Below are 21,552 nucleotides of genomic sequence, written 5' to 3'. Positions count from 1 at the left end.
CGCCATTAATGACATTGGCGCCGGCGTTACCCCCGATGCTCTGGGCGAACTCATTGCCGGTGAGGTTGATTGCCGATGTGCCCGACGGGTTGGTAGCAAGAAGTTCGATTTCCGATCCGGCCGAAAGCGTATGGCTTACAGTAGCGAACACCCTGTCTGTACCACCGCCCACCGCCTCGAACACCCTGTCGCCGGCATTGTCTACATAGTAGGTGTCATTGCCGCCATAGCCGACCAACGTATCGGCGCCACCGCCGCCATTAATGACATTGGCGCCGGCGTTACCCCCGATGCTCTGGGCGAACTCATTGCCGGTGAGGTTGATTGCCGATGTGCCCGATGGGTTGGTAGCAAGAAGTTCGATTTCCGATCCGGCCGAAAGCGTATGGCTTACAGCAGCGAACACCCTGTCTGTACCACCGCCCACCACCTCGAACACCCTGTCGCCGGCATTGTCTACATAGTAGGTGTCATTGCCTCCATAGCCGACCAACGTATCGGCCCCGCCGGCGCCGTTGATGACATTGGCACCGGCATTGCCCTGGATAGTCTGGGCGAACGCATTGCCGGTCAGGTTGATCGCCGTGGTGCCGGACGGGCTGTTGGTGGCGAGAAGTTCGATTTCCGATCCGGCCGCAAGCGCATGACTTACGGAGGCGAATGCTTTGTCGGTACCGCCGCCCGCGGCCTCGATCTCCTTGTCGCGGATGTCATCGACATAATAGGTGTCATTGCCGCCATAGCCGATCATCGTGTGGCCGCCGGCGCCGTGAAACACATCGTCGCCGCTGGTGCCATACAAGGTGTCGCTTGTGTCGACGGGAGGCGGTTCGGTCCCAGTCGTTGCGAGGTTGTGCTCCCGGAAAACGGCTTGTAGTTCCGGAGAGCTCTCTAATGCGGTGTCGCCGTTCTGCGTTCCCCATTTGTAGGTGTAGTCGAAGGCAGGTGACGGAACCAGCCTGGCCCAATGATCGATCATGATTTGCATCTGTTCGGCGGTGGGCATGACCTGTCTGCCGCCGTCGGAAGTCTCCCAGTTGCCGCCGCCGAAGGCCTGATAGACCGGAACGATGTTGCTGATCGGGATGCCCGACTTCACCGCTGCAGCCACGGCTCGGTCGATCATGTCGTAGTCGACCGTGTCCGTTCCCGTGCGCACCGGATAGGGGTCTATTCCAAAATAGTCGATATGCGTGTTGGCGGGATTGTAGGTGTTGGTAAAATCCGGATTGGTCGGGGATCCCATGTTCATCATGGTGATGAAGGTCTTGGCGCCTGGAAAATGCTCATGGATCCAGTCGGATTCCGCCTTCAGGTTCTCGGCGGTTGCATAGGTGCCCCACCTGCCCGTGGGATCGGGCTCGTCAACCAGATAGAACCCAAACACATTCGGATTGCCGAGGAAGGGGGTCATTTTCTCGATGAAGGATGCGGTTACGCCCTCATGCTCGTTGAGGTACACCAGGCCTTTCATGCCGTCAGGCAATGCGTCGACCAGCGAAACATACTGAACGTCAGCCAGATTGAAGCCGGCGGTTGCGATTTCGGTGGCAGAACCACCCGATGCATAGTGCAGAGTTGCCATCCATAATCCCTCATTTTGATTCGATAGCGCCCCGCGGATGTCTGCCTACTAGAGGGTGTATATTAGCGCCAAATCACATACCTGCAGGCTCTGATAGAATGGTTGATCGCCGATAGGAATGCTGCACGGAAGGAGTAACTTCCATGGACATAATAAATAAGTAACAAGAATATGATCCCATCAAAGGGCCGTGTTTTATCCAGCCCATCTGGTTAGATTGAAAGACAGATAGTTAAATATCTAGAGCGTATCTTGCAGATCGCTGAAATAAACTTGTAAATTATGTTTCTATCTAACTGTTCACCCGCGCATTGAGAGATCAGACAGACGTTCACCTAAGAGCCAGACCCCTCCACAGTCTCAATCCCGCAACCAATTAGTTGTGGATAATTCGTAGGTGTCCGCGCGTTCGTCGCGTGAAATCGGTCGGCAGATCAGGTCGCCGGCGTCGGAACGGTCCGAATCGGCTTATCCGCTGGTCGCAAGGAGGCAGGTTGCGCCAGGAGTTGTGGCTGAGGGGTCGACTATCATGCCTGGTAGCACAAGCGGGACAAGCTGAGGCGCGAACCCGGACCGGGAGCTTAGGAATCCGACGCGCCCAGCGTAGAGCAGCCGTACAACGCACGACTGTCGGAAGCGCTTTCTTCGGTTGCCTTATCAGTTGCAAGTCCGGCTTGGCCGAACCCCTAGAGTTCGAGGCGCAATTCATCACCGTACCCGTTCCTATGCACCACCAGATGCCGTCGAGGCGGTTCGCGATACCCGTAAGGCCGTGATCCCCATGCAGTTTGCCTCATTCAAACAGACGAGGACAGTATGCAAGCCTCCTCCTACCGTATCCTTTCACGCGCACAGAAGTAACGAAGCAAAACCATGAAAGCAGATGCGAAAGGCAGTTACTTCACGCGACCGGAACACGGCGCACGGACGGGAGCTTCGGGATGAATCCGCATCTCGTTTGTGTGGGAGGCGAAGATCACGCCCTGAGAATTCCGTTCCTAATGTCGCTGCGCGAAAGCGGCTTCCGGGTCACGGCAGTTTCAACCGGCGATGAGGCTGCGTTTTTGCGGCATGGCATTCCGCATCGCCGCTACGGTTTCGACCGATTTGCCAGCGGCACTGGCGAGTGGACCGCTGTAAGAGCGATTCGGAAATTGCTTGCGGAACTTCGGCCTGACATCGTCCAAAGCTTCGATACCAAGCCTAACCTGCTGACACCCATTTCGGTGCGCGGAACGGTCCCGGTCGTGCGCACGATCAACGGCCTGGGCTGGACATTCTCATCGTTGGAACCGCGTGCTCTGGCCTTACGTCCAATTTTTTGCGGACTACAATGGCTTGCCTCCTTCTGGACGGCAGCGACGGTATTTCAGAATCGGGACGATGAGGCTTTCTTCAAGCGCTTTCGATTGATTGAACCTGGCAGCGGAAGAGTGATCCGCAGTTCTGGCATCGATGTCGATGCGTTCGCTATGGCGAGGCATCTTGCTCCGCCGGCGGCGAAAATGCGCCAGGAACTCGGGCTCCAGTCAGCAGAGATCGTAATTTTTGTGGGCCGGCTAACCCGCCAGAAGGGCATCCCGACGCTGCTCCAAGCAGTCCCCCGCGTCCTTTCTAAAAGGCCTAATGCGCGTTTCGTGCTTGTCGGCCCTTGGGAGTCCGAAGGTCCATTTGCATTCGACAAGTCGGAAATCGATAGACACGCTCCTCATATCATCGCGCTAGGCCCACGACGCGATGTTCCAGCCCTTCTTGGCATGGCCGACGTGTTCGCCTTCCCCACACAATATCGAGAAGGAATCCCGCGCGTCCTGCTCGAGGCAGGGCTGGCGGGATTGCCCATGGTCGCCTCAAAGATGCCCGGCTGCAATGAGGTGGTCGAGGATGGATGGAACGGCTACCTAGTCCAACCCTACGACGCCGATGGCCTTGCATCTCGAATAGTCGACATCCTGTCCGACCGCAGTCACGGAAAAATCATGGGCGGTCGTTCTGTCGAACTCGTCCGTGAGCAGTTCGCGCTGCCGCGGGTGGTCGCTCAGTATTGCGATCTGTACGAAAATATCCTTGGCGCCAAATCCCACGGTGGCCTCGCCCGACCGGCGTATCCGGTCTTAATTAGAGACGATGCTGTCAGCGGTAGATTGGATGTGCGCCGATGATCCGGGACGCGATCCTGGCCTGCGGGCTCGCAACGACCTATGCGGAGCAACTCGACATTCCCGGGTCGCCCTTGGGGATTGGCGAACTGTTCCTCGTGCTTTGGATCATGCTGTCGATCGCGCGCGTCCTTGCCGGCGGTCGCCTGGAGACCAGGCCGGCGCTGACACTCCTTGCAAGTTACTGGACGATCATGGCGCTGGCTCTGGGGGTCGGCACCGTTGTCGGCTATCTGACCACAGTTCTATACCTGACGGGCCTGATGCACGATACGATGGCCTACCTGCTGTTGGTCAGCGTCACCTGCCTTGCCGCTGCAGAACCCGACGCCGACCGCCATCTCCGTCGTACTGGCTGGTGGGTCGTGGGTATCGCGAATATGGCCCTTGCCATTCAGCTGGGACAGGGCTGGGGCTGGATCCCCCGAGCTGGCGTCGATCCCTGGTACTGGGACCGCTTTCGCGGCTGGTCGCACAATCCAAATCAGCTCGCGCTCTACTGCGCAATCTTTGGCCCGCTAGCCTTGCATCTTGCGACCACCACCAGCAATCGATGGGGCAGGTTTCTTGGGATCGCCAGCTTGTTCCTAACCTTCTATGTCGGGAGGCTGACAAAGAGCGATACCTATTTGTATACCAGTATCCTGACCTGCCTGACGTTCCTCGGGCTGCGGATCAGGACATGGCTCAAGACCGGTGGCAACAGGGGCAGCTTTTCACGGCAAGCCGTCCTCCTGTTGCTCGTCGGTATCCTTCCGTTGGCGATCGCGATAACCCCCTACGCCGTGACGGAGGCGAGCGTCCTCGAAAACTTCGCCAAGGGCCTGACCAAGGACAAGGGCGGCGAGGCCACTGCCGAAACCGCCGCACTCCGCGTGCATCTCTGGGACGAAGCAATAGAGAAGGGCGCGGAATCCGGGTCGTTGGGCCTTGGTCCAGGTCCGCATCTCGAGCGCCCATCAGTGTTCGAATCGCAATTTCTGGAACGACCCTTCGAGGCTCACAACACGATCCTCGACCTGTACACTCAAGGTGGACTTATTGCGGTTCTGGCGCTGGTCTGGATCGTCAGCGCCGCCATCGTGTCGGTATGGCGTGCGAAGCTCGACGCGCTGTTAGCGCTCGTGGTGTCAATCGCTATTTTCGGAATGCCGCACCTGATCATCCGTCACCCGATCGTGTGGTTTGCGCTGACCATCTGCCTTGTCGCCGGTGCTCCGAAAGCAGTTTCTGCAATCTCCAACAATCCGGGTTAATGGCATGTGTGGTATTGCCGGAATTCTTCTTGCCCCCGATTCAGCCGACACGAAGCCGCTCAAGGCAATAGAGCAAATGACGGCCGCGCTTCGTCACCGCGGACCGGATGGCGAGGCATTCTGGATACATAGCGAAGCCGGGCTTGCCTTCGGTCACAGGCGTTTGGCCATTGTTGATCTGTCGGAGGCGGGCTGCCAGCCAATGCATTCCGAAAGCGGCAGATACGTCATTACGTTTAACGGCGAAATATACAATTTCCGCGATCTGCGCTGCGAGCTGGAAAGTACAGGTAGTCATTTCAGGGGCACCAGCGATACCGAGGTCATGCTTGCCGCCATTGAGAATTGGGGCCTCGAAAAAGCACTCACACGCTTCGCCGGAATGTTCGCGCTAGGACTATGGGATCTGAAGACGAGGACGCTCCATCTCGCCCGCGACCGAATGGGCAAAAAGCCGCTTTATGTCGCCTCAACACGTGATGCGCTTGTTTTTGCCTCTGAGTTGAAGGCGATCACCCGTTTTCCAGGTTTTTGTCAGGAGCTCGATATCAATGCGGCCGCGGCGATGCTTTCGAACGGATGGGTACCGGATGACAGCTGCATCTGGCGAGGCGTGTTCAAATTACCGCCGGGTTCGGTCCTGTCGGTGACGGCCGCTGACTTCGCCGCGTCGCGAAGTGCCGCCTCGCTAGCGCATCGTATTCGATACTGGTGGTCGCTAGCCGAAACCGCCGCCAAAGGGCGGGCGGAGCAGGTCGTCGGCAGTGACGAAGAACTTACCACTGAACTGGATGGCCTGCTTCGACTTGCCGTTCGGGAGCGCATGATCGCTGACGTTCCGCTCGGGGCCTTCCTGTCGGGCGGAATAGACAGCTCGACGGTTGTAGCCCTGATGCAGGCTCAATCGGACAAGCCGGTGCGCACGTTCACGATCGCTTTCGGAGAGGGCGGGTTCGATGAGGCTCCCCACGCGGCGGAAGTCGCGCGGCATCTGGGCACCGACCATACCGAACTCCACCTTTCGGCTGCCGTAGCGCGCGAAGTCATTCCAGAATTGCCGCAGATCTGGGACGAGCCTTTCGCTGACGAATCGCAGATACCAACTCTGCTGGTGGCGCGGCTCGCCCGCCGGCACGTTACGGTGGCTCTGTCGGGTGACGGTGGCGACGAATGCTTCGCCGGCTACGCCCGCCACTTCATGGCTGCCCGCCTGCGACGACAGCATACTCTGCCGTCGGCACTGCGTCGGGCGCTCGCGGCAGGCACTGGGTTACTGGCCCGTGCAGCCCGTCACGATCTCGTCGGGAAGCTGCCGCTTTCGGAGGGTGCACGGCATGCGCTGCGGGGCGACCGGCTGGATCGCCTCGCTCAGCTACTCGCTGCAGCCGATGAGGACGAGTTGTTTCGGCGACTGACGAGATCGTCGACCGAGAACCTCAGCCTGCACCAGCCCCCCTCATCAATCCACGTCGAGCACCGGCTTGATGGGCTGCTGTCCCGTCTTTTGTATGACGATATGGACGGCTACCTGCCCGGCGATATATTGGTGAAGCTGGACCGCGCCAGCATGGCCAACAGCCTCGAGGGGCGGTGCCCGCTACTCGATCATCGGGTTGTCGAATTCGCCTGGCGCCTGCCGACGAATACCAAGGTTCGTAATGGCAAAGGTAAGTGGATCCTTCGTCAGCTGTTGCGCCGGTACGTTCCGCAGCGACTGATCGAGCGGCCAAAGCAAGGTTTCGATGTTCCTATAGCAGTCTGGCTGAGGGGCCCGCTGCTCAGTTGGGCAAACGATCTTGTCGCCGATATGCGCATCTCCGGAGACGGAATTTTCGACCTTGCGAAGGTGGATGCGTGCTGGCGCGGTCACGTCGATGGCAGGCACGACCATTCTCGCGAATTGTGGCCGGCTTTGATGTTCCAGGCCTGGCACAACGAGGCAAGGCGGCCATCGCCGCCAGCAACGGGTTCTCGCGTGCCCGAACTTACAGGAGATTAAGATGGAAGGGTCCATAGTTAGCCGCATCCACCTTCCGCACGTTACCGAAATGCACTTGCCTGCGCGCGAAATCACTCCGCGCATGAAACGGCCGTTACGTGAGCAGATGGACACGCAAACCCCGCTCCATCAGCTCCTCGTTACCCTCTCAAGAAAAAAGTGGTTCCTCCTGGCCATGGTCGTCGCAGGCGGTGTCTTGGCCGCGCTTGGAGGGCTTGCACGGCCTGCCCTATACGAGGCCACCACGCAGGTAATCGTCGACGCACCTAGTAGAGCAGCCCCTGCCGGCGGCTTGATCTCTGCTCAGGATCAGCTGGATTCCAGCATTGACGACCATATCACCATGCTCTCATCGCAAAGCCACCTGCGAAGCGTAGTGGCAGCGCTGCGCAAAACGGATGCTGCCAATGGTGCTAAACAGGCTGGTGCTCGAACCGGAAACCATCCTCCGAAGCCTGTTGGCGTCGAGCCGCTGAATTTGCGCTCGGTTCCAGCCGATTTGCTGGCCAAAATTTGGCCGCGAAGCACGCCGGCGGCGCCAGATGCGGCTGAACTCAAGGTGCTGCGTGAAGGTATGAGGATCGGCCAGGAGCTGCGATCGAGAGTTATCAGTGTCGGCTTCACCGATCACGATCCGGCGCGAGCCGCTCTGATCGCCAACACGTTCGTCGAAGTGTATATTGGCGATCTGGCAAGGAAAAGCCAAGCGTCGGACAGGCTGGAACTCGACTCGATAGTCTCCGGGCTGCCGACTATACAAAGCAGTCTGGCAGAAGCGACCGATCGTCTGGAGAGATATCGGTTGAGCCATGGCGCGGTCGATCAAGGTGCGGCGGACAATGCTGCCAAGGAGACAGCCGAACTCACTCAGCAAATTTCCTTGTCGAAAGCGGACCTCTCCGCAACGGAATCCCGACTCCAACACATTCAGGACTTGCGAAAGGGGGGCGCGCCCGTTGCCTCGGTAGCCGAAGCCATCGGATCACCCTTGCTGGCCGATCTCTTGGCAGGCCAGGCCAACGGCACGGCAGATGAGAATGTCACAAATGCGATCGATCGTGAGATCGAACAAGAAATCGCCCGCGTCGCTGCTGAGGCAAACATCTATCGCTCCCAGATTGCGGCGCTGCAAAAGCGTAAGGATGTCCTAGATGCGGTTGTGGCCGATACAGCCGGCCGGCTTTCCGGACTGCGTGCTCTCGAGCCGCAGGTCAGCATCCTGACGCAGCGCTACAACGACCTTTTGACCCGGCAACAGGACTTGATGCGGCGTATTGCAAGTCCATCCCCCGGAGTCAGGCTTCTCTCAGCGGCGTGGCCCCCTACCAATCCAACGACTCTTTCGCCAATTTTTCTTATTCCGCCTGGCATGGTCGTGTTTGGCCTGATTGGAGGGATTTTCATACTTGTCCGCCAACGCTTCGATCGCACTTTGCGCGGAGAGGCCGAAGCTGAAGCAGCGCTCAAGGTTCCGTGCCTCGGGCTAATACCCCAGGCTCCCACAACGCACGCGAAGCGACTGCAGCAGCTGGTTTCAGGCCAGCAGGGGTGCAGATACAGCCGCGCCGTGACGTCCCTGCTTGTCGCCGCGGCGCCCCAACAGGCAAGGGATTACTCGAACATAATCTTGATAACATCCTGCGGTGAGGATGATGGCAAGACCGAGCTCGCATGGAGCATGGCCTTGGCGGCCACCAGACTTGGAGGGCGAGTACTCTTCATTGATCTGGACCGCACGGACCACCGCCTTACGGGCGAGTTTGTGAAGGAATTCAGCGCACGTAAGCCGCACAATTTTTTCGGAGACTATGTGAGTGACCGTTGTGCACTGCACGATGCGATAGCAGGAATGTCGGCGATCGGGATCGACTTCATGGCGCTCGCACCGTCGGAGGATCTGCTGCCCTTGCTGTCCAGTGTCGACGGCTCCCCTTTCAAAGATGAACTGCACTCGATCTATCGGGTCGTCATCATAAATGGACCGCTGGGGCTTGAGGGACCAGAGGCCAGGCTCCTGACAGGCTGGGGTGACGTGGTTCTTTTCGCCGTTCGCTGGGCGAAAACGCGACGCAGCATCGCGCGAGGCGTTCTGGACCTGCTTGCGGGCGATGCACCAGCTTCGGTCCCCGTCGCAAGCGTTCTCACGAAGGTTAATCTCAGGAAGCACGCTGGTTACCGGTTCGGGGACAGCGCTGACCTCTTGCTGGAGAGGACATGACGAGCGCGGCTCTTGTTGTTGCGCACTTCCCGCTTGGTTGAAAATCACCGCGCTAGGCGCTGCGCCGATCGGCTGCTGGGCGCGGGCCATCCGGCAGTAGCTGGGGTTGTCGCGGAGAGATCCATCCGGAGCGTGGGTCCGAAGTGTCACAACGGAACCTACGGCCAGGAGCCGCCGGACGGGCATTCATGAATTCCGGACCCCATCTGAGGCAACGCGCCTGACGCCGTCCTTCGTCTGCTTGGCGTTCACCGCGCGCCTAGTGGTGTCGAAATCACCCTTCACGCGGACCCGCTCATCGCTGCTTGGCTTGGCGATGAATCCGTAGCGCAGGTGACGAGACTTTGTCGATCTTTGCCCAGAGTGCGCTCCCCCCCATCGTCGATGCATTCCTGACCGCGTATGCCCATGCCGGCAACCGCGATGGTGAAATCGCAAGGGCAGTCAAACCTTGCGCAATCCGTTGCGCTTTGCTTCGCGGCAGGGCGCGCACGAACTCACTCACGCTACCTGGTTTCTCTCCCTTTCGGAAAAAGCTGTGGACGATGTCTTGTTTCAGGAATTTGGCGAGATTGAACGGCTCCCGCTCGCACTTGCTCAATTGCAAGCCGTGCCGCTGACATATGGCATCGAAGGCTTCTTTCGTCCATCGGCCGATGTGGTTTGGTGGCATGTCTATGAGCGAGCCATGGGACTCCATGTAGTAAGTTCTGTTTTCATTTGGCACGGCGATAAAGGCAGAACCTTGCGCCTTCAAAAGATATTTCAATCGAGCAAAAACGTCGTCCACTTGGTCCATATGCTCGAAGACTTGAAACATGAAAATAAAGTCGAAGGACTCTTTCATAGAATCGAAGCTGTCCATCCGAAAATCGCCTGAATAGGTCTTAAAGCCTTTCGACGCCAGTACAGACCTCGCCGTTTCGTTGTAGTCGACCGCAGAGATGTCGGAAACATGGAAGAATTTATTCTTGATGCGATCGAGAAAATATCCGAACCCAGACCCCACTTCGAGGGCAGTTTTTCCGCCAGTCTTCAGGCCCGCGAGCTCTTCGATAGTCCTTGAATATTCCCATTTCATGGTCGGATAGGAAGGGTACGCCCAGGCTAAGTTATAAAATTCAACGCCGCCAGCGACGAAGGGATCTGCAAAACCGAATCCGCAATCTGCGCATTTGCGGATATCGCATGTGTTGCTGCCCCAGAGATCCGACAGGTGGCTTGTTAATTTTCGAGAGCGGTCGGGGTCCTGACGCGGATTGATGAAATGTCGAGAGGCCTCATCTGCTGTCACTTCGAACAATTTCGCGGTTGATACACTGGCACACGCCGGACAAATGGTCATCTCGCTTACCCCTAAAGGCCAGACCGAAGGAAAGCCGCCTTCGACGGTATATGATGCGCCCCAGCCCGCCCGCCGTCGCGCTCGACGATGCCGCCATGCTCAGAAGCTAAATCGTCTCAGGCTACGCAATCGACCCAGTCTCGGGCGGATCGCGAACACGTAAGTAAGAATGTGCTGGCTCGCTATTTTCATAACTGACGGGCGAAGAATTTGCATCGCATCTCGGATCGTCGCCCGCCAGGGTTGCTGGTGGAATCTGCTGGGAAGACGAGCAACCCGCAGCGCCCGTAACAGAGTCTCAGGGCAGGGAAGATGTTTACGATCCTCGATGAGGTTCCAGTTAAGCTCTTTGACGGCAAGCGTTACCTGATCGACCTCATCGAAACTCTTGGTTGTAGTGATGCTCGGGTGGTTCGTCGCGTCGTAGAAGATCAAGCCATCGTTTATCGCGACCATGTCTCCGTGGCAGGCCAGATCGACAAAGAACAGCTGGTCGACTCCAGCTGGGATTGAATTATGGGCGCGCATCAGGCAACCCGCGTGAATGACGTCGCGGTTGATCAAAAGCGTCGATGGGATGATCCCAAGGCTCCGCGTCGTGCGGACCAGATAGAGGTCCGTCAGGCATTGCTGGCTTGAGTAGACGGAAATTCGTTGCCGCCCCTGCGGTGGCAATCGGAATTTCATCCGATCGTCCTCAATTATATTGGCTGCACAGGTCATGAATGCAGCTGAGGGATGCTTGGTGGAAACCTCGGCAAAGGTCTTGAGTGCGCCCGGGGCGAGCCAGTCATCGTCATGGAGCAGCTTGATCCATTTTCCGGCGCAAGCGAGCATGGCATTGTTGGTATTCTCTACCTGACCGCGGCCCCGGCAGTTTTCGACAATTCGGATGCGAGGCTCGGTCCGCGCATACTCGGCCACGATTGCCCAGGTCGGTCCGTCCCGGCCCTCGTCGTCGCTGACGACCAACTCCCAACTGGAAAAATTCTGACTCAGAATGCTATCCATTGCCCGGCGGATCGTGTCCGGTCGGCGAAAGGTTGGGATTGCAACTGAAATGAAAGGGCGCAGTCGCGAAGCATCAGCGCGATGATGTTGGTCAACCACAGCGGTCGTTTGGAGCTGATCAAGCTGCGATTGTTTCATGGTGCTTTTCCCTCGAGATGATGACCTTGTTTTGGTATGGCAGCTCCCGCTGGTTTAATGGCATGGCTCAAAATATACAGAGAGGCCGCCGTTTTCAGTGCAAACCCGACGCCGCCGCCGGCCGCCATCAGATAAATGACCTTGAGTGGTTCCCAACCTGCCTCAGCACCGGCAAGAAGCGGACCAAACACCAGCGCCGTCCGCGCGCCGTCGACGAGAAGCCGTAGCTCCTGCCGGCGCAGGAGAGCTGGGACATCTTGAAGCGGCGTCGCCAACGCCTGCGCAGCCCCCATGAACGCCAGCGCGGTCATAATGTCTGCGGCGGGAACCCAGGGCGGGCCCAGCAGGGGGACGACAATATATGGCGCAGCCAGGCCAAGCGCCAATATTGGCAATGCAGTGAGGCAGGCTGAAAGCATCAAGAGGCCGCGTGCGGTGCCGAGCAGATGTCTGCGATCACTGTTTTTGTTCGCCTCGGAGACAAAAACATTGCTGAGCGGGGTGGCGATCAGCGTGACCGGCGCAGTCACCAGCCGCGCTGCCACTCCCAGGTAACCCGCAAAAGCGGCGCCAAACAGCGAACCAACAAGTATTGCGGGAAGATTGATAATGGCGAAACTCGCGAGAGCTGAGGGAATGTCAAATAACGGAAACTTGTATTCTCGCCTGGCGACGGCAAAGACGGTACGCCACGGCGCTCGGGCGACGCCGTGTAAGTCCTTCCAGCTCAGAATCCGAGAGCCGAGGAGTCCGATAAAAATGAATTGGCTCAGGATATGGGCATGTACCATCGACTCACCTCCGAAATGGGCGAGCCCAAAAATCAATTGCAGCAGGGCCATGGTCGCCGGCAAGATCAGCCGGCCGAGGGCGAAGTCTCGTAGCAGGCCTGCGCGCAGGCTCCAGCAGTTCATGGCTTCGACGAGACCTGCGCCCGCCATCCCAAGTGGAACGAGCCAGGCGAGGTGGCCGACCCGCGCTGGAGCGATGCTCGCCCACAGCAGTCCTGCCGCAAAGGCGAGGACACTCGTCACCGACACAGCCAGGAGAATGAGCTTAACAGTCACATACGCCCGCGCATTGTCCTTGACACCATAGAGAGAGGCCTCGAAACGCAGTGCTGCGATCGCGCCGAGGATGTTTACGATCGAAAGATAAATCGTGAAGATCCCGAAATCTGCCGGGGAATAGAGCCGGGCCAAAACGGGAATAGCGGCGACGAGAGTCAACTGACCGGCAATCGCCATGGCCGAAACGCCTCCTGCCGCGCGCAGAATACTGCCGATCGGGCTTGGAGGAACACGGGTGATTATTTTCTCGACCGTAGGAACCGTCCTGGATCTCAGAAAGTAGCTTTGGGACATGAGCTCGCGATTCCGAGGAGGCAAAATGCGGTTGACCGGAGCTTACGATGGGGCCTGAACGTCACCATCATCCATCTGAATGACATCGTTCGGCGGAGCGGCGATGTAGCGAATTCTTTGTGCTCCGGGCGGGGCACAACTGCAGCTCTGAAATTGAGACCGCTCGTTGGACTTGCCCGCGATGAACTGATTTCTGCGGGGATCGCGCGGGCATCGATGCTCGGGAATGTCGTCGTCACGTTATGCGGTACCAACTGGATCTTTTGACCAGACCAGCAGCCGCGACAAGGATGGCCGACGCGTGGATTCGTCGCTCCGACAAGGCGCGGATTACACGGTGGGCTTACACATGCATTAACGTTTGTTGCTGTGTGCTGGCTGCGATGTTCGTTCCATGAAAGTCCCGGTACCATTCGACAAAGCGTTGCACTCCGTCCTCGAGCGTTGTCGCCGGGGCGAAGCCGACAGCGTTACGAAGATCACTCACGTCGGCGCGAGTCTCCAGAACGTCGCCCGGTGGTAGAGGCACTTCCACGCGAATCGCCCGGCAGCCAAGGGCGGTCTCGATGAGCGAAATCAGCCGGTTAATCTCCTCCGGCCGGTCGTTGCCAATATTATAGACGCGGTACGGTGCAGAACTTGTGGCGGGATCTGCGGTAAGAAAATCCCAACCCGGGTCGGGTCGCGGCGGTGCAGCGAGTGCTCGAACCACCCCCTCAGCGACGTCGTCGATATAGGTGAAGTCTCGCCACACGCGGCCGGCATTGGCTACTTCGATTGGTTTCCCCTCGATAATCAAACGCGTGAACATGTAGACTGCCATGTCGGGCCTGCCCCAGGGGCCATAAACGGTGAAGAAGCGCAGTCCGGTCACGGGCAAGCAGAATAAATGACTGTATGAATGCGCCATGAATTCGTTTGAACGCTTGGTTGCGGCGTACAGACTGACAGGATGGTCTGCGCCGTGATGCTCAGAAAACGGTGTGGTTCGATTTGAGCCGTAGACGGAGCTCGACGAAGCGTAGACGAGATGACTAGCGCCGAAGTGCCGGCAGCCCTCAAGGACGTTGAGAAACGCCACTATGTTCGATTGCACATAGCAATGCGGGTCAGCAAGTGAATGACGCACGCCGGCCTGAGCCGCGAGATGGACAAAGTGTGAGGGGCGAAATTCTGAAAACAGCAACTGAACGCGGGCGGCATCCGCCAGGTCAATTCGCATCGAAGTGAAGCCCGGCTCGGCACAGAGACGTGCAAACCGCGCTTCCTTGAGTCGTGGATCGTAGTAGGGGGTGAAATTGTCGACGCCGATGACTTCGACACCCAGACGCAAAAGCCGCAAGGCGACGTGAAAACCAATGAAGCCTGCAGCACCGGTGACGACGATCGGTCCTATCGGGGCGAGTTCCTTCACGGCGCGGTCTGACCGGGATCGGGCGGTTTCCATATTTTCCGCAGAAAGAACGGAACCACCGTTTAAATCATGATCCAATTTTTTGCCCCTTCGACGTCACTCGACAGTGTCGAATTGCCTATTCCGAGATCCCGGCCAATTGTGCCGGGATGTTATGTGCCGGGGCGTCGGCGTCGGCACAGGTGAGCAGGCGCCGGCCACGCGCTGCGCAACGTGACCTGCCAAGCTAGGTTGGAACGGCCTCCAGCACCGGTCGACCAAGCCCCGTCGCATGTGGATGCCGCCAACTAGACCCCAACAACTGCGCGGCCCTTACGGCAGGACCGAAATACGCCCAAGAAGGGCCACCAGTTCCGCCTGGCGTTTTGTTTCGGTCTTGGCGAACAGCGAGGCAAGCTGGGAACGGATCGTGGTGCGGCTGAGACGCCAGCTGCGAGCGATCTCCAAAGGTGCGTCGCCCTGGGCCAAGCGCAAGGCGAGGTGCGTTTCTGCGCTCGTCAAGCCAAACATTCTTTGCAGCGTCCGAGGATTTGGCCCCGACCTGTTGTCGCGATCCAGCAGCGCCACAATGCTTGTTCCGTCGGGAGCGATAACGCCGTTCTCGTTCAGTATCACCGGTCGGTCGCCCCTGCTGCGGATCACTACCCAAGACAATGAGCCCGGCAGGAATTGGCCCGGAACATTCGCGATCAGCCGCCTTAGGGCGGCCGTAAGTCCGCTCGCCGTGTCGGCCGCTTCGCCCTGGCGCTCAAGCGTGGTTTGGGCGGCTGCGTTCCACTCGACTACTTTTCTTTCGCGATTCAACACGAGATAGCCACAGCCAATGCGATCAAGCACGCCGGTTATGGATTCCAGACTGCGGCCTTTTGGTTCGCCGAACCTTGCGCCCAATGGATCCGATGCGCGATCGGGAAGGTGACCAGAAGAGGGCCGCGTATTCCGCGCTTCAAAATCATACTTGGTCCTCGTAACAATATACCGATTGTTCGAAGAAGCATCGACCTGTCTATCGATCAGATTCATTTTCTACCCCTAACCCAAAGTTTCACACGCCCGAAATAAGTATTCGGGATTCATGTAGTCTTCTATGTGTAGCTAGTCTTCTATGTGTAGCTGGATTATAGTCTTCTATGCGCTGACGGATAATACGTTCATCATCACCTTGAAAACTTAATATGATCCGACAGTTCTAAGGCAGCTCTTAGGCCCCGCTGCGTCCGATAAAATGCGCGCTATGATAGCGGGATGGCAATCCGGCAGTGGTACTAAGCTGTACGTTTTTTGCTCTAGTCTCGACGGGCTAGTCAGAAGGTTGTAGTCTGTGTCCATGAGCTCGCAGTCGCGCAGGTCGAATTCGAACCCGTCGGGCAGATTGCTAACTCATATTGCGTCTGCATCGGTGTTAGCTGCCACACTGATATTTGAAATAAAATCGTCAGCCTATATTGGGCAAGGCGCAAGTTTTCTGGAATTTATTCCTGCTATTATTATTATCGCTTATCTCGAAGACCGCGTACCTGCGCTCGCTGCGACCATTCTGATGGTTGCTGTCGGGCTGTGGGCACGAGGACACGATCAGATTTCAAGTGGAGACTGGGCACGCGCAATCCTGCTTCTGGTTTCGGGTGGCGTGATTGCCATGACCTTCCATCGTCTGCGGCAGGACTTGCGTGAGTTGCTGGAAGTCGCGGAGGCCAGGCTCGCTGCCGTCGAGGCGACCGAAAGCCGCTATCGTTGGGCCTTCGAACGTGCTGCCATGGGATTCGCGAACACCAACAAGAAAGGTGAGTTGCTGCAGTCCAACAGACGCCTTTGTGAGATGACCGGGTACAGGGAGGAGGAGCTTGCCCAATTACAGCTTGATACGCTCGCCCATCCGAACGACCGGGATACCTTGGCGCAATTGCTGGCGAGGCTGGGCAATGACATTTCTTCGTTCGTTTCGGAGGTGCGTCTGTCACGAAAGGACGGTACGGCATTCTGGGCCAGGCTAACGCTTTCTTCGTCCGTGCCCGAGGGTGGCCTCTCGGAGAGCATCTTCGTGGTGGTCGACGATATTTCGGAACGACGCGCTGTTCACGAAGCGCTTCGGGCCCAGAAGGAATGGCTGGACCTCGCTCTGTCTGCTGGACGCTTGGCCACGTGGCGCATAGACCTTAAAGACGGGATAGTCACGGGCTCTGACACGTTCTGGGACATTCTCGGCCTGGCCCAGGCCAATAGCCGCAGTTTGGAGGAGCTGTCAGCTGTCGTTCATCCGGCGGACTGGCCGAAGCTGGCGGCATCGAGAAAGGCCGCACCATCGGTCACGAATTACGATGTCGAGATACGCGTCCGCCGACCGGACGGACATATCCGCTGGGTTGCGCTGCGCGGAAGGGAGGAAAGACATGATGATGGTGGACAGCGGCTTGGAGTGGCCGCCGACCTGAGCGAGAGACGACAAACCACGCTGCTGCGCGCCGCGGCAAAGAAGCGGGAGCGCATTATGCTCGAACAACGCCACAGGTTCGGCAACGTTTTCGCGGTGATCACTGCGCTCGTGAAAATGGTCGATGCTCCTGGAAACAATGTTGCCAAATACAAGGAAATGCTGATCGACCGGATACGCGCGCTTGAGGCAACCCATCTGCTTCTTTCACGCAACGGCAGCGTATCGGGGACGCTAAACGATCTCGTTGCTCAAGAATTGCAACCATATATGGGAACACGCGCCATATCGGTCGGCGGTCCTTCCGTGACGATGTCGGGAGGCGCCGCCGAGAGTTTTGCGATGATCGTTCACGAGCTTGCCACCAATTCCATGAAGTATGGAGCGCTTGGCGATCCAAAAGGCCGGATCGACGTAAGCTGGACGTTCGCACCTGAAGACACAGGCAGCGAGATCGGGTTCGAGTGGGTGGAATCGGGGCGGCGGCGGACCTCGAGCGTAGTCCGTCATGGCTTCGGTTCCATGATAATCGGAGTGGATGGAGCGCCGCTTGTCGGTCACTCTCCCAGGCTGGAAATATCGGACCAAGGGTTACGGTATTCGCTGCGGCTGTCACGCAAGGAAATCGGATTGTAGTGCAGTGCTCCAATCGGAAAGCAGATATCTAAAGGCGGGTCGCGCTGAGCGGCCTTTGAGATGCGCAGGGTTCCTTCCAAGAATGTCGTCGGCCCAAAGCTGCGCCGCGGCTTTGGGATATGCAGTAAAATGCATGAGGAGTCTTGCGACGCCGTTTGCACGTCCAAAAGGACGCGCGGCGCTCTAGCTGGCATGTCTCGAAAGCCAAGTCTTCAGCATAACGGCAGCCTCGGTCCGATTGCGTACCCCCAATTCACGCAGAACCGCAGCAGCGTGGATTTTCGTGGTCGCCTCCGCGATTTCCAGATCGCGCGCAATTTCCTTGTTTGAATAGCCTTCCGCCATCAGCTTGAGGACTTCCTTTTGCCTCGAAGTCAGCCTGCCAAGGTTGACGCCAGCGGTACGCCTCTGTGGGCCTTTGTCGTCGGAATGGGTATGCGCGTGGGTTGTTTGCGTCGCTCCCGGGCGTGACAGAAGTGCAGGAACATAGATGCGGCCGGAGAGGATTTCATTGACGGCCAAAACAACCTCTTCGTCCGTCTGCGATTTTACGATGTAGCCGTGAAGCCCGATCGACAGAGCTGTGAGTATTTCCGAGCGTGAATCGTTTCCGGAAACGATCGCAAATCGCGTGTCCGGATAGGCAGACAGGATCCCGCCGAGCACTTCTTGATTGAACAGGCCCGGCATATTCAGATCCAGGATCGCAAGATCCACGAACGACTGCTCTGCCAGCAAACTGAGCACCGCGTCGAAACAGGACGCTTCAAAGATCTCCACACCTGGAATGCCTGCGGTCAGTGCCAATCGCAAGCCGCGACGATACAAGCCGTGATCGTCGGCGATGACGATTCGATACATTGAACTACCCCAACGCCTATCTGAATGGATTGAACGGTAATGGCCTGAAAATCGTGGCCATCCACTCGTCGATTCATCCAGCCGACGCTGCGGCACCCCCAACACCGCAAACGCCAGATTTCTAATATAATCTTAAATGACGGGAAACGCTCCTCTTTTTTTGCCCCTTGTGAGCGAAACCCGCCGAACGTCGTCGAACATACGTTCTGACCTTTTGGACAGCTGACAGACCGGCCGGTCGTTCAGCAGTGCTATAGGCCTAAAGATATAGAACAGCAAAACGGCTGAATTGTTACCATTCGAATGCACGACGACATCCACCCTGACGGCCACATACCATCCAGATGCAATGTCCGGATCAGGGGACAGTGGAGTAATCTCACCGGTCTTCTACGGGAAATCTCACCGGTTCTTCTGAGGGGACAAGAACGCGTTTCCCGGGTGCTGACCAGGGCAGGATAGCCGGCCCGTGACGATGGCGTTCAGGCCGAATGAACAAGGGAGGACCAGGATGAAAGCGGTTATTCAATGTGGAGGAATGGGAACACGCCTCCGCCCGTTCACTTCGGTCTTGCCGAAGCCGCTCATGCCGATCGGCGCACGGCCGGTTCTCGAGATGCTTCTGAAATGGTTGCGACGCAACGGCATTCAGGAAGTTTATATTACAACCGGGTATCTCGGCCACTTGATCCGCACCGTGTGTGGAGATGGCTCGCAGTGGAACCTGAAAATTCGATATACGCAGGAGATGGAGCCGCTTGGCACCATCGGGCCACTGTCTTTGATCAGGGATGAACTGACGGAGCCATTCATCGTTCTCAATGGCGATGTCCTCACGGATCTAAGCCTCAGTCGATTTGTAGCAGCGCACCGTAAGCACACCGATCCAGTGACAATCGCAACAGCCTGTCGCCTGATCAAGATGGATTTCGGCGTCATCGACGAAGTCGACAATACCGTGCAGGTCTTTCGCGAGAAGCCGACGCTTTCGCATCTGGTCAGCATGGGAATTTACTGCATGAACCCGGATGTTCTGCAGTTTATCCCATCCGGCATACCCTTTGGGTTCGACGACCTGATGCTGCAGATGATGCAGAACGGCACAACCGTGCACGTGTACAAGCATGAGGGTCTCTGGCTCGATATCGGGCGCGTCGACGATTTTCAGAACGCACAGACCATTTCCTGGGAAGACCAGTCGGCCTCGATCGAGGTCACTGCGACGGCTGCATGATGATGATGATGAAGTCACGAGCCCGGTTCCCACAGTTATCAGTCTAGGAGGTTGTGATGCTCTTGGTCAGTGCCCCGATCTTGGGTGTGCCGGAGAAGACTGCTTTGACCAGGGTCATCGACAGCGGCTGGCTGACCATGGGGGAGCAGGTACGAGCCTTCGAACAAGCTTTTGCCGACGTTCATGATGCGGAGGATTGCGTCGCGGTCAGTTCTTGCACCGCAGCGCTTCATCTCATTTTGCACGCACTTGGCATCGGACCGGGCGACGAGGTGCTGGTGCCATCCTTGACGTTCGTGGCGACCGCAAATGCGGTCCTCTATGTCGGTGCGACGCCGGTTTTCGTCGACATCGAGTCAGCCGACGTGCCGCTGATGTCGATCGTGGAAGCCGAAGCGAAATGCACGGCCCGCACCAAGGCAATCATTCTCGTTCATTTCGCCGGCTACCTCGCCGATCGGGAACAATGGCAGAGGTTCGCCCGTGCCCGGGGGCTACACATCGTCGAGGACGCCGCGCATGCGCCGGGCTTGAAGGAGGTGGGGACATTTGGTGCCGCGGCCGCCTTCAGCTTCTACGGCAACAAGAACATGACCACGGCGGAAGGCGGGGCTGTGATCGCCAGGGATGCCGGTCTGCTCGAGACAATCCGCCAGGCGCGTGGACATGGGATGACCACCGGGACACGTCAAAGGCTGAACAGCCGCACCCCTCAGTATGATGTCACCATGCTCGGATTCAACTATCGCATGGATGAATTGCGGGCTGCGATCGGACTGGTCCAGCTGCAAAATCTGCAGGAGTGGAATGAGATCAGGCGTATCCTGGTCATGCTGTATCGTCGTCTCATAGCGAAGCATTGCCCAGCCGTGACCATCCCGTTCCACGAGCCGCGGACGTCGGCCTACCACATCATGCCTATCCTTTTGCCACGTTACGCCGACAGGCAAGACGTCATCGACGCACTGCGCGGGCAAGGGATACAAACCACTATCCACTACCCGCCGGTGCACCAGATGACGCTCTATCGTGAGCTCATTCCCGGTACTCACTTACCGCGCACTGAAGATTTCGCCCAGCGCGAACTGACTGTACCGCTGCATCCGCAGATCACCGCACCTTTGGTCGAAACGGTGGTGGTCGCTCTTGCCGCGGCGGTCAATAACTGCGCTCAGACAGGAACAGCCGCATGAATGCCCTGGACCTAGCCATTCACAGGCCTAACGGCTCGAGCGCCGCCCATGGGTCTGCGAGACGAGCAATCGATCTCGTCATTGCTGCAGCCGCGGCGATCGTCTTCGCCCCGCTGATGCTGCTGATTGCCGTAGCGCTGCTGCTGGAAGGCGGTCGGCCCATCTTCTTCACACAGACCCGCGTCGGGGCCGGTGCTCGCCCATTCCGCATGTACAAGTTTCGCAAGTTCAGCGTGCAATGTGACCCCGGTGGCTTGGCTCTGACCATGGCCGATGACAGCCGCATGACGCCGATAGGACGGTTCCTCGCGGTCACCAAGTTCGACGAACTGCCACAGCTTTGGAACGTCTTCAGAGGCGAGATGGCAATCATCGGGCCACGCCCGGAGAGCCTTGCCTTCGCCGATTGTTTTCGCGGGGGCTTCGAAGACATTTTACAATACAAGCCAGGCTTGCTGGGTCCAGCCCAGGTTCTCTTCCGGCATGAAGCCCGTTTCTATCCGCGATCGATGGACCCGCTACTGTTCTATCGCCAGGTTCTGTTTCCTGCCAAAGCCAGGCTCGACCTTTCCTATTATCCGCAGCGCACGATCGGGTCCGATGTTGTGTGGATGGTGCGCGGCTTGCTGGCGGTGCTTGGGGTGGTTTCGCCGTCGCCGATCGGAACTTGAGAGCAGGTGGAACACCCGCACTCTCGTGGATTTGCAA

15 protein-coding genes are annotated in these 21,552 nt (G+C 57.9%); 8 read left to right on the top strand and 7 right to left on the bottom strand.

Annotated elements, in window-relative coordinates:
* A partial coding sequence (locus NKH99_RS24370) for a calcium-binding protein (RefSeq protein WP_353015945.1) occupies positions 1–1,585 on the bottom strand: 1,585 nt, incomplete at its 3' end.
* Positions 1,586–2,526: 941 nt separating this feature from the next.
* Between NKH99_RS24370 and NKH99_RS24365 the strand changes: the two genes are divergently transcribed.
* The 4 genes from NKH99_RS24365 to NKH99_RS24350 are packed head-to-tail and all read left to right on the top strand — an operon-like array spanning position 2,527 to position 9,217.
* Entirely contained in the window at positions 2,527–3,747 is a 1,221-nt protein-coding gene (locus NKH99_RS24365) for a glycosyltransferase (RefSeq protein WP_352472459.1), read from the top strand.
* Positions 3,744–5,000, top strand: coding sequence for an O-antigen ligase family protein (locus NKH99_RS24360; protein ID WP_352472460.1), 1,257 nt, complete (start codon positions 3,744–3,746; stop codon positions 4,998–5,000). The genes NKH99_RS24365 and NKH99_RS24360 overlap by 4 nt, the downstream gene beginning before the upstream one ends.
* A 4-nt stretch (positions 5,001–5,004) precedes the next feature.
* Positions 5,005–6,999 carry an asparagine synthase (glutamine-hydrolyzing) gene (gene asnB, locus NKH99_RS24355; RefSeq protein WP_352472461.1) on the top strand — a complete coding sequence of 665 codons (1,995 nt, stop codon included), beginning with the start codon at positions 5,005–5,007 and terminating at the stop codon, positions 6,997–6,999.
* Between the two features lies 1 nt (position 7,000).
* On the top strand, positions 7,001–9,217 hold the full coding sequence (locus tag NKH99_RS24350; protein WP_352472462.1) for a GumC family protein: 2,217 nt from the start codon (positions 7,001–7,003) through the stop codon (positions 9,215–9,217).
* A gap of 295 nt (positions 9,218–9,512) precedes the next feature.
* Here NKH99_RS24350 and NKH99_RS24345 read toward each other — a convergent pair whose 3' ends face one another.
* The 5 genes from NKH99_RS24345 to NKH99_RS24325 all read right to left on the bottom strand — a co-directional run bounded on the left by NKH99_RS24345 (position 9,513) and on the right by NKH99_RS24325 (position 15,512).
* Positions 9,513–10,562, bottom strand: coding sequence for a class I SAM-dependent methyltransferase (locus NKH99_RS24345; protein WP_352472463.1), 1,050 nt, complete (start codon positions 10,560–10,562; stop codon positions 9,513–9,515).
* Positions 10,563–10,661: 99 nt separating this feature from the next.
* Entirely contained in the window at positions 10,662–11,711 is a 1,050-nt protein-coding gene (locus NKH99_RS24340; protein WP_352472464.1) for a glycosyltransferase family 2 protein, read from the bottom strand.
* Complete coding sequence (locus NKH99_RS24335) at positions 11,708–12,958, bottom strand: oligosaccharide flippase family protein (protein ID WP_352472465.1); 1,251 nt, start codon at positions 12,956–12,958, stop codon at positions 11,708–11,710. The genes NKH99_RS24340 and NKH99_RS24335 overlap by 4 nt, the downstream gene beginning before the upstream one ends.
* A 460-nt stretch (positions 12,959–13,418) precedes the next feature.
* Positions 13,419–14,522 (bottom strand): NAD-dependent epimerase/dehydratase family protein, encoded by a 1,104-nt coding sequence (locus NKH99_RS24330; protein ID WP_352821435.1) that lies wholly within the window; start codon positions 14,520–14,522, stop codon positions 13,419–13,421.
* Positions 14,523–14,801: 279 nt separating this feature from the next.
* Complete coding sequence (locus tag NKH99_RS24325) at positions 14,802–15,512, bottom strand: helix-turn-helix transcriptional regulator (RefSeq protein ID WP_352472466.1); 711 nt, start codon at positions 15,510–15,512, stop codon at positions 14,802–14,804.
* A gap of 304 nt (positions 15,513–15,816) precedes the next feature.
* Between NKH99_RS24325 and NKH99_RS24320 the strand changes: the two genes are divergently transcribed.
* The gene (locus NKH99_RS24320) at positions 15,817–17,556 is read left to right on the top strand and encodes a PAS domain S-box protein (RefSeq protein WP_352472467.1); all 1,740 of its coding nucleotides are present in this window, start codon (positions 15,817–15,819) and stop codon (positions 17,554–17,556) included.
* Positions 17,557–17,739: 183 nt separating this feature from the next.
* On the opposite strand, the gene NKH99_RS24315 is transcribed toward NKH99_RS24320, so the two are convergent.
* Positions 17,740–18,417: a LuxR C-terminal-related transcriptional regulator gene (locus tag NKH99_RS24315; protein ID WP_023675618.1), complete on the bottom strand. Its 678-nt coding sequence runs from the start codon at positions 18,415–18,417 to the stop codon at positions 17,740–17,742.
* Between the two features lie 511 nt (positions 18,418–18,928).
* Here NKH99_RS24315 and NKH99_RS24310 point away from each other — a divergent pair.
* Genes NKH99_RS24310 through NKH99_RS24300 form a run of 3 tightly spaced genes read left to right on the top strand, consistent with a single transcriptional unit; the run spans position 18,929 to position 21,515 of the window.
* On the top strand, positions 18,929–19,651 hold the full coding sequence (locus tag NKH99_RS24310) for a nucleotidyltransferase family protein (protein ID WP_023675619.1): 723 nt from the start codon (positions 18,929–18,931) through the stop codon (positions 19,649–19,651).
* A 56-nt stretch (positions 19,652–19,707) separates the two neighbouring features.
* The gene (locus NKH99_RS24305; protein ID WP_352472522.1) at positions 19,708–20,844 is read left to right on the top strand and encodes a DegT/DnrJ/EryC1/StrS family aminotransferase; all 1,137 of its coding nucleotides are present in this window, start codon (positions 19,708–19,710) and stop codon (positions 20,842–20,844) included.
* Complete coding sequence (locus NKH99_RS24300) at positions 20,841–21,515, top strand: sugar transferase (protein WP_352472468.1); 675 nt, start codon at positions 20,841–20,843, stop codon at positions 21,513–21,515. Before NKH99_RS24305 ends, NKH99_RS24300 begins: the two co-directional genes overlap by 4 nt.
* The last annotated feature ends 37 nt before the right edge of the window (positions 21,516–21,552 follow it).

Source organism: Mesorhizobium sp. M0854 (assembly GCF_040319815.1).
In the GTDB taxonomy this organism is placed as follows: Bacteria; Pseudomonadota; Alphaproteobacteria; order Rhizobiales; family Rhizobiaceae; genus Mesorhizobium.
Note: the sequence above shows the minus strand (reverse complement) of the source record. Positions and strands in the feature narration are given on the sequence as shown.